A 7,576-nucleotide genomic window follows, 5' to 3' on the forward strand; every position below is an offset into this window, starting at 1 on the left:
CCCGATTAGCTTTTGACCGCTTGGCTTTTTCCGGAACGTTTTCTTGCTCGTGAATGAGAGGTTGGTTTTCTGATGATGTCGCGTTTTGCTCTGATTGGCTCTCAACAGCATCAACCTCAATTGGCTCTTCAACCAAATCGGTTGTTTCTAAATTTTCAGAACCAATTTCTTTTTTTTCTAAAACGATAGTTTTAGTTTTTTTATTATATATGTTATTGTCTATGTTAATGTGTTTCATCATGATGTCATCATGACCTCGTGATGACGTCATCATGACATCATCATGGTTCTTTGATGAGTTATCTTTATGCTTATTTTTCTTAGTATTTGCAGCTTTTATAGCTTTTTCTGAAAGTTTATTTAGATTCTCATTGCAATTTTTTAATTCTTCTTCAACATCGAGATTCCATAAACGACCATCTTCTAAACGAATGATGTATCCCTCTTCTAGCAAAACATTCAATGCTGTCTCAAATTTCTTTACTGAATAACCAGTGTAATGAGATAAAACTTTAATATTACAAAAAAGAGGTTCACCAGTACGAAGCATGCGAAATCGCAATCTCATATAGATATTACCTTCTACAGGAGGTAAATAATCGACGACCACCGCCCATTTATCGGCAAACAGTCTCGTCCATGGTATTTTACCGGACATGTATATCCCCTTCTTTCATTAAATATAAAATTGCCAAAGCATCTGCTTCGTTGTCATCACAAGGCGCGTGACCTTTTGCACGCATTGCCTTAATCATTTCTTCTTTTGACGCATTCCCTTTGCCTGTCATTGCTTTCTTAATGGTACCAACGGGAATGCCTTCATACGGTATCTGATGATGTTCACACCACGCCGTTAATGTTGCTAGAAAGCCCCCATAAACATGAGAAGCGTCTGTACCCACATGCCGGCGGACCTCTTCAAAATACACTGCATCAATTTCATCAACAGACCTCTTTAGTTCAGTAAGCCATTTCTTAAAGCGCAAGTAACGCATGCCACCGCCTTCAAAACGGCGTGATTGAAAATGTTCTGTATCACTTGTGATAAAACCATCTGCATCACGAAGCGCCCAGCCTGTCTTAGTCCCTAGATCAAGGCAAAGAATTGTATGAGACATCTAAATCACCAGTACCTACTTCTCATTAATCTTGTGCTTTAAACTCTCAATCTCAGCATCTAATTCCTTAAGAATTTTCTTCTTTTTTATGACGGGTTGAGCAGAAGTATACACTATGTAAATAGGCGCAACTAAAAGTATAAAAACCATCATTGCAATAAAAAACACTGCATTTATTGATATGAATAAGTAGAGTACTAATTCACCTAGATTCATGTTCCCACCCCATTCTTGAAGATATGCATTTTCAAATCGTGTAAAATTTTATGTTTTTTCGAAATGATCTCACGGAGTTTATCGTTCTTTTTGTCTAATATTTCCGAGACAACAAAGGAGATTATAAGTAAATCAAAGATCACAAATGCAATACCCAAAGCTATCGCTGTCACACTCATCTTTTTTCCCTCACTTTCTTTTCTTCTTATGAGGCGGCGTTTTTACTGCACCTTCACGCTGCTTAAGCTCTTGTCTTAGTCTTTCAATTTCCTCGTCACGTGATTGAACATCTGCTTTTAGTGCCATCACTACTTCACTTACATCTCTGAATGCCTTTTCATGTTCTTCAGTCCTTTGTTGTAGTTCTTTTATCGCTCTATCGCGTTCTTTAATTGCAATATTCAGATCACTAGTTCTCTTTGCCACGTCCTTTGAAGATGCACTTCTTGACCACGCGTATTCTTCATCAAGAGTTTTTATGCTGCTTTTTAAAGTCAAGACCTGCTCTTTAAGAACTTTGACTTTGTTGCGATAATAAAATACAACACGCAACATCGCTCCGCATACAAGCAAAGCTCCCAAAACTACCAAGCCCGCTATTAAAATCTCATTCGAACTCATTCTGATCTCTATTCTTTGCTTTTAGGGCGGTCATCTCGGCCAATCCGTTTTGCCTCGCATTCCATTAAAAAAAGAATGCAACAAGCCGCATGTGCCAAGTGTGATAAATTACTCTCGCCATCCTTATTCTCTCCACCAAACCATGCTAATAAATGACGTAAAGAAGCTCCATACAAACGGCTCCAATTCATGCCATGACGCCAATTGCTTGCACCGTATTTGTTTTCTCCAAGCTCTAAAACTCTACCGATTTCAATCAGTGTCAACGGTGGAATAAGATCAACACGCGGTTTACCAATGTCATTCTTATGTGCTTTAAAAACCATGATTATCCCCCCCTTAAGGCTCTACGTATTTATATGTTTGCTATGACAGAGCGTTTAGTCATAAATTAAAAAAAATGAACTTACTCAATTCAAAAATACACTGCATGCCTCATCTCGTTACATTTAATGTTTGGACCGATTGTGTTTTTCAAAAATTTTTTGAGAGTTTTCTTTGAAATATTTTGTGTCGCCATGCATCTTTATGGACAATTCTGGTCCTAAAGAATTTTTGGCTATTAAATGGTTGTTTTCATCAAAAGAAAAATTCCAATCAGAATTATTAAAAACGATTGTACAGCCTTCTGGAAAACCTATTTCCTGTATTAAATCTTTCAAAATATAAAAAGTATAATATGATTTTTGCAAAACATTTACATAGCTTTGCTCTTTTTTACGATATAAATAAAAAACTTTACGATAGGCCCACAAACAAAAAACCGTAATTACATTGGTCGTAAAAAGTATAATAATTGCCGCTAAACCATAATCCATCTTTACTTTCTTTCTTCTTAAGAGTGTGAAGGCTGCTGTGGGTGTTTGTTATCAGCTGTAGTAAGTGGCACGCCCACCTCTTCAAGAGAGGGGCGTGGGTATAAATCGACATACCAGTCAACGGGACGAACAATACCATTGGTTGTCTTTTCAATCTTTAAGACAATTTCAGGCTCAGGAAACCGCAAGCCGCGTAAATACCTGTTAATCGTACTCTGTGCTACGCCAACTTGCTTCCCAAATTCGGCTTGAGATAGTTTATTTCGTGTGAGATATGATTTCAATTTTTCCATAATTCAAATAAATACCATAAAAGACTGTTTTAGTCAATAAAAAAATACCTTTATGGACTTTGTTAAATAAGCAGTCTTGGTGTAAGGTTTAGAGCATGCATATAATTAAAAAATTGAGGAAAGATTTGGGACTCACACAGGTGAAATTGGCTGAAAAAGCTGGTACCACGCAACCTCAAATAAAACGGCTTGAAAAAGGTGAGCGAAAATTAACCAAAGAGTGGGCGGAAAAGTTAGCACCACATCTTGGTGTAAAGCCGTTTAATCTTCTTTTCCCAGAAAACGAGGAAATACATCCCATATCTAATGCTATTGGAATGATACCGGTGATAGGAAAAGTTGCTGCTAGCTCGTGGATGTCGGTCGAAGATATGGATTTTGGATTTGATGACATAGAATATGTACCCAGCACCTCGAAATACCCAGCTCACTTTCAATTTGCTTTAAAAATCGAGGGCAACTGCCTTAACAAAATTGCTCGTGATGGTGATCAACTTATTTGCGTAGACATAATAAAAGCCGGCATTAATGTGGAACCTAACGATCTCGTGATAGTTGAACGCAGCCGATTCAATGGTCAAATGATTGAGCGTACAGCTAAACGTATACGTCAAACTATTAGTGGATTTGAACTATGGCCTGAAAGTACTGAACCCAATCATCAAGAACCTATCAAAATAAATGGGGCAACTGATGGAGAGGAGATTCGTGTAGTTGGGAAAGTTCTTTGGATTTTAAGAAAACCCTGAAAACAAAGGAGAAGCGGGAATGGGGACAGTAGACGAGAGCTTAAAAATAATAGCTGATAAAGTCAAAAATCATTCAGATACTATGTTAACTGAAGAAGCGGTCAAAACAGCGGTCGTTTTACCATTTCTGCGCGCACTTGGGTATGATATTTTCGATCCACTTGAAGTCATTCCCGAGTTTACTGCTGATGCCGTTGGTAAAAAAGGTGAAAAAGTTGACTATGCTATCCGTATAGACGGTGAGATACGTATTCTTTTTGAGTGCAAACCGATATCTTGCGAATTGAGTTCAAAGCATTTAAGTCAATTATATCGATACTTTAGTGTAACGAATGCTAAATTCGCGATTTTGACAAATGGTCGATTTTTTCATTTTTACACAGATCTTGATGCTGCAAACAAGCTCGATAATAGGCCATTCCTTACTTTTGATGTAATAGAATACAATACTGTGGTACTTACAGAGCTTAAAAAGTTTGAACGCTCAGCATTTAATATTGAAAATATATTGGTGACAGCCGAGCAGCTCAAATATGTATCTGGAATAAAACAAAACATCCAAAAAGAAATAGAAAATCCGTCCGAAGGTTTTGTTCGTGTTGCTTGTGCGGATGTTTATGAAGGGCGCCTGACTGCTAATGTCTTAGAAATGCTCACAGGTGTTACTAAAAATGCGTTTCGCGAAGTAATATCTGATGCGGTAAAAAGTCGGCTTTCTAGCGCTTTACAAACAACAACTGAAACCGACAAGCAAGATAATATTGCTACATCTATTGGTAATGAACATGCCATAATAACGACCGAAGAGGAAGTTGAAGGCTTCATGATTGTCAAGGCAATTGCGCGTGAAGTTATTTCTGCCGACCGTATTGTTATCAGAGATGCAAAGTCGTACTGCGCCATTTTAATTGACAATAATAACAGAAAGCCGTTGGTTCGACTGCACTTTAACAGAAAACATAAGCAACTAGCCCTTTTCGATACTGATATTGATGAAAAAGTCGGTATTGAAACGCTAGATAATATTTATGATTTTGCAGACAGAATAAGAGAAACAGCAAAAAAATATTTATAAGATATTCTAACAACCTATGTATGCCCCGCTGAAGCGGGGTTTTTTTGTTCGTCCGCAGTTTTTATAAAAAAACTACGGCGTTATCTACCCATCGATTGGCTCTGTCTGCACACTGCCCCAATTTTTCCTGCATATAAATTTCAAATACAGCTAACTGATTTATTTTTTTACGGGATACTAGGAAGTATCATGCCTCTACACTGAACGCTACAATACTCAAACCGATTCGTAATAAATATTAAAGTTCATTTATAAAAAACCATTTTAGCATAAAATGACTTGACCATAATAATCCTTTACGGTATATTCCTCTATAACAACATATCACGAAGAAGCAAAAGCCGATCTGGTGTAGATTAAATTACATTAACACGAACAATCGCCAAGAGGCGTTAGGGAGGAAAAATTATGGATAAGCCAATTCTTATAAATTCCAATGAAATTTTATTAGTTGTCTATGATGATGATCAAAACATTGGTCGGTCGGGACCACTGGATGAAAGCCAAGTTCTAAAAATTATTGACGAGGCAGATGATGCAATCCAAATCTTTCGCATCAATCCTTCTGAGAATAATTGTGAAGATATCTCTGAAGAAATTGCAGAAGCATATGTAAAAGAAAATATCGAACATCTCCACGAGGAGAGTAAAGTTCATGACTTTGTACTCGAAAGTGATGCTTACCAAGAACTTTTAGACGAGATAGCAGACGAAAAATATAATGATGAGATTTACGGTACTTATGAACAACAACACCGTTTGCGTCCTTGTGATGTGCTTTAAAATTCTTAAGGGCGTTTGAAAAAGCGCCCCCTTTTTCCCATCAATCCCACCCAATATGAGGTCCGTAATGGAAAAGCTAATTGCTATCCAGCAAAATACAAACAAACACGAAACAATTCCAACCATGTCTAGCATTGAAATTGCAGAGTTATGCGGTAAAAGACATGGCCATGTAATGCAAGATATTCGTAAACTATTTAGCGAACTTAAAATCGACCTGAGTAATTTTGCTGGATTATACAAAGATTCAACAGGTCGTACTCTTCCTTGTTATCATCTTCCTAAACGTGAATCTCTTATTGTCATTTTAGGTTATAACACTGTGTTACGCGCAAAAATCATAGATTATTGGAAAAAATTAGAAGAGCAAGCAGCTAATCCCCAAATCGATTTTTCGAGACCTGAAATACGAGCAGCTATCATGATGCATCTTAAAAATAAAATTAAACAGACTGCATAGGAGTTCATCATGAACACTCCCATAGAGATTAAAGAACAAATCATTGATCAGGAAATAGTTCAAACAGTAAATGCACGTGATCTGCATGCATTCTTAGAGGCAAAACGTGACTTTTCAAATTGGATTAAGGACCGTATTACCAGATACAATTTTATAGAAGGACAAGACTTTGTAAAAACACAAGATTTGCGGTCGCCAAATTTGGCGAGCGCAAAATCTAGGGCTGTTATCGCGATTAACTACTATCTCACACTTGATAGAGCCAAAGAACTTTCTATGGTGGAGAACAATAAGAAAGGGAGAGAAGCCCGTTTATACTTTATCGAATGTGAAAAGCGTGTAAAGCAAGTAGTAACACCACAAATCGACTATTCAAGTCCAAAGGCTATGATTGGCTTTTTGAATTACCTACAAGGTCAAATAGATCAAAAAGACACCATCATTGAAGATTTAACACCAAAAGCCATGGCTCTTGAAAGCTTACAGCGTCATAATGGACTCTTTGGTCTTACAGAAGCCGCTAAAATACTCGAGATGCAACCAAAACAATTCATTCTCTTCTTACAGCAAAAAGGTTGGGTTTACAGACGAGCAGCAGGTGGAAATTTGCTACCGTATCAAGACAAAATCCAAAAGAAACTTATGGATTGTCCAACTATCACACTTCAAACCGCAAATGGAATAGAAAAGGTCATTCCTTGCGCAAAAGTCACAGCAAAAGGAATTGGTGTGCTGTCTCAAGAGCTTAAAAGACAAAGCATGCATTAAGAGGAGGTTATTATGATAAAAAAGAAATACAAACTGACTGATGAGACAATTAAAGTTGATAGAATAACGCTTTACCGTATCCGTGCATTAAAAGACTTTGGAGATGTTAAAAAAGGTGATCTTGGTGGCTTTGTAGAGAGTGAAAGAAATCTTAGCCATGATGACAATTGTTGGGTTGGTGATGAGGCGTGGGTTTATGAAAATGCATATGTCTATGAAAACGCTAAGGTTTATGAAGATGCCGAAGTCTATAATAACGCAAAAGTTGGTGGTAATGCCATAGTAGCTGGCAAAACAGCATTTTATGGAAGTGATGCTATCTTAAGGTAGGGGCAAAAACCATGGAAAAGAAATACAAACTGACTGATGAAACAATTGAGTTTGATGGCAAAACCCTTCACCGTATTCGTGCTTTAAGGGATTTTGATGATGTTAAAGCAGATGACCTAGGCGGTTTTATACAAAAAGAAGACAATCTAAGTCATGATGGCAATTGCTGGATTGGGGATTATGCAAAAGTCTATGGTAATGCCAAGGTTTTTGGTAATGCTAAGGTTTACGAAAATGCACAAGTTTACGGTTATGCACATGTTTACGGCAATTCTCGTATTTATGGCAAAGCAGAAGTTTTCGATGAACCATGCATTTACGGTCATGCAGAAGTTTACGGTGATG

Annotated in this window: 11 protein-coding genes and 2 pseudogenes; 7 read left to right on the forward strand and 6 right to left on the reverse strand. The window is 37.3% G+C overall.

The genetic code is table 11. The features are described 5' to 3' along the window. From ACFIO5_RS08830 to ACFIO5_RS08855, 6 genes and pseudogenes are all read right to left on the reverse strand, one after another. Positions 1-658, reverse strand: a pseudogene (locus ACFIO5_RS08830) (DUF1376 domain-containing protein); the annotation flags it as partial. Next, complete coding sequence (locus ACFIO5_RS08835; protein ID WP_375613944.1) at positions 648-1,118, reverse strand: crossover junction endodeoxyribonuclease RuvC; 471 nt, start codon at positions 1,116-1,118, stop codon at positions 648-650. The pseudogene ACFIO5_RS08830 and the gene ACFIO5_RS08835, both read right to left, overlap by 11 nt. 405 nt (positions 1,119-1,523) lie before the next feature. Next, a complete protein-coding gene (locus ACFIO5_RS08840; protein ID WP_375633225.1) occupies positions 1,524-1,955 on the reverse strand; it encodes a hypothetical protein in 432 nt (143 codons plus the stop codon). An 8-nt stretch (positions 1,956-1,963) separates the two neighbouring features. Continuing rightward, positions 1,964-2,281, reverse strand: a complete 318-nt coding sequence (locus tag ACFIO5_RS08845) for a dATP/dGTP diphosphohydrolase domain-containing protein (RefSeq protein WP_375613946.1) — start codon at positions 2,279-2,281, stop codon at positions 1,964-1,966. A gap of 123 nt (positions 2,282-2,404) precedes the next feature. After that, positions 2,405-2,773: a hypothetical protein gene (locus ACFIO5_RS08850; RefSeq protein WP_375613947.1), complete on the reverse strand. Its 369-nt coding sequence runs from the start codon at positions 2,771-2,773 to the stop codon at positions 2,405-2,407. Positions 2,774-2,790: 17 nt separating this feature from the next. Continuing rightward, positions 2,791-3,066: a helix-turn-helix domain-containing protein gene (locus tag ACFIO5_RS08855; protein WP_375633226.1), complete on the reverse strand. Its 276-nt coding sequence runs from the start codon at positions 3,064-3,066 to the stop codon at positions 2,791-2,793. A 95-nt stretch (positions 3,067-3,161) separates the two neighbouring features. On the opposite strand from ACFIO5_RS08855, the gene relB reads away from it, so the two are divergent. From relB to ACFIO5_RS08890, 7 genes and pseudogenes are all read left to right on the forward strand, one after another. Beyond that, positions 3,162-3,815 (forward strand): type II toxin-antitoxin system RelB family anti-toxin, encoded by a 654-nt coding sequence (gene relB, locus ACFIO5_RS08860; RefSeq protein ID WP_004856665.1) that lies wholly within the window; start codon positions 3,162-3,164, stop codon positions 3,813-3,815. A 19-nt stretch (positions 3,816-3,834) separates the two neighbouring features. Beyond that, on the forward strand, positions 3,835-4,890 hold the full coding sequence (locus ACFIO5_RS08865; RefSeq protein ID WP_144755027.1) for a type I restriction endonuclease: 1,056 nt from the start codon (positions 3,835-3,837) through the stop codon (positions 4,888-4,890). 408 nt (positions 4,891-5,298) lie between these two features. After that, positions 5,299-5,673 (forward strand): hypothetical protein, encoded by a 375-nt coding sequence (locus ACFIO5_RS08870; RefSeq protein WP_375635095.1) that lies wholly within the window; start codon positions 5,299-5,301, stop codon positions 5,671-5,673. Positions 5,674-5,740: 67 nt separating this feature from the next. Then, positions 5,741-6,133, forward strand: coding sequence for a Rha family transcriptional regulator (locus ACFIO5_RS08875; protein WP_183194579.1), 393 nt, complete (start codon positions 5,741-5,743; stop codon positions 6,131-6,133). A gap of 9 nt (positions 6,134-6,142) precedes the next feature. After that, entirely contained in the window at positions 6,143-6,901 is a 759-nt protein-coding gene (locus ACFIO5_RS08880) for an antA/AntB antirepressor family protein (RefSeq protein WP_375642945.1), read from the forward strand. A 12-nt stretch (positions 6,902-6,913) separates the two neighbouring features. Continuing rightward, on the forward strand, positions 6,914-7,231 hold the full coding sequence (locus ACFIO5_RS08885; RefSeq protein WP_375639942.1) for a hypothetical protein: 318 nt from the start codon (positions 6,914-6,916) through the stop codon (positions 7,229-7,231). Positions 7,232-7,242: 11 nt separating this feature from the next. Then, positions 7,243-7,576 (forward strand): annotated as a pseudogene (locus ACFIO5_RS08890) (hypothetical protein); the annotation flags it as partial.

The organism is Bartonella sp. AA86SXKL (genome assembly GCF_042196885.1).

Excerpts from the sequence above, each read along its gene's own strand:
- ACFIO5_RS08870 (WP_375635095.1), top strand. The coding sequence starts at position 5,299 with ATGGATAAGCCAATTCTTATAAATTCCAATGAAATTTTATTAGTTGTC.
- ACFIO5_RS08840 (WP_375633225.1), bottom strand. The coding sequence starts at position 1,955 with ATGAGTTCGAATGAGATTTTAATAGCGGGCTTGGTAGTTTTGGGAGCT.
- ACFIO5_RS08835 (WP_375613944.1), bottom strand. The coding sequence starts at position 1,118 with ATGTCTCATACAATTCTTTGCCTTGATCTAGGGACTAAGACAGGCTGG.
- ACFIO5_RS08865 (WP_144755027.1), top strand. The coding sequence starts at position 3,835 with ATGGGGACAGTAGACGAGAGCTTAAAAATAATAGCTGATAAAGTCAAA.
- ACFIO5_RS08850 (WP_375613947.1), bottom strand. The coding sequence starts at position 2,773 with ATGGATTATGGTTTAGCGGCAATTATTATACTTTTTACGACCAATGTA.
- ACFIO5_RS08875 (WP_183194579.1), top strand. The coding sequence starts at position 5,741 with ATGGAAAAGCTAATTGCTATCCAGCAAAATACAAACAAACACGAAACA.
- ACFIO5_RS08885 (WP_375639942.1), top strand. The coding sequence starts at position 6,914 with ATGATAAAAAAGAAATACAAACTGACTGATGAGACAATTAAAGTTGAT.
- ACFIO5_RS08880 (WP_375642945.1), top strand. The coding sequence starts at position 6,143 with ATGAACACTCCCATAGAGATTAAAGAACAAATCATTGATCAGGAAATA.
- ACFIO5_RS08845 (WP_375613946.1), bottom strand. The coding sequence starts at position 2,281 with ATGGTTTTTAAAGCACATAAGAATGACATTGGTAAACCGCGTGTTGAT.
- relB (WP_004856665.1), top strand. The coding sequence starts at position 3,162 with ATGCATATAATTAAAAAATTGAGGAAAGATTTGGGACTCACACAGGTG.
- ACFIO5_RS08855 (WP_375633226.1), bottom strand. The coding sequence starts at position 3,066 with ATGGAAAAATTGAAATCATATCTCACACGAAATAAACTATCTCAAGCC.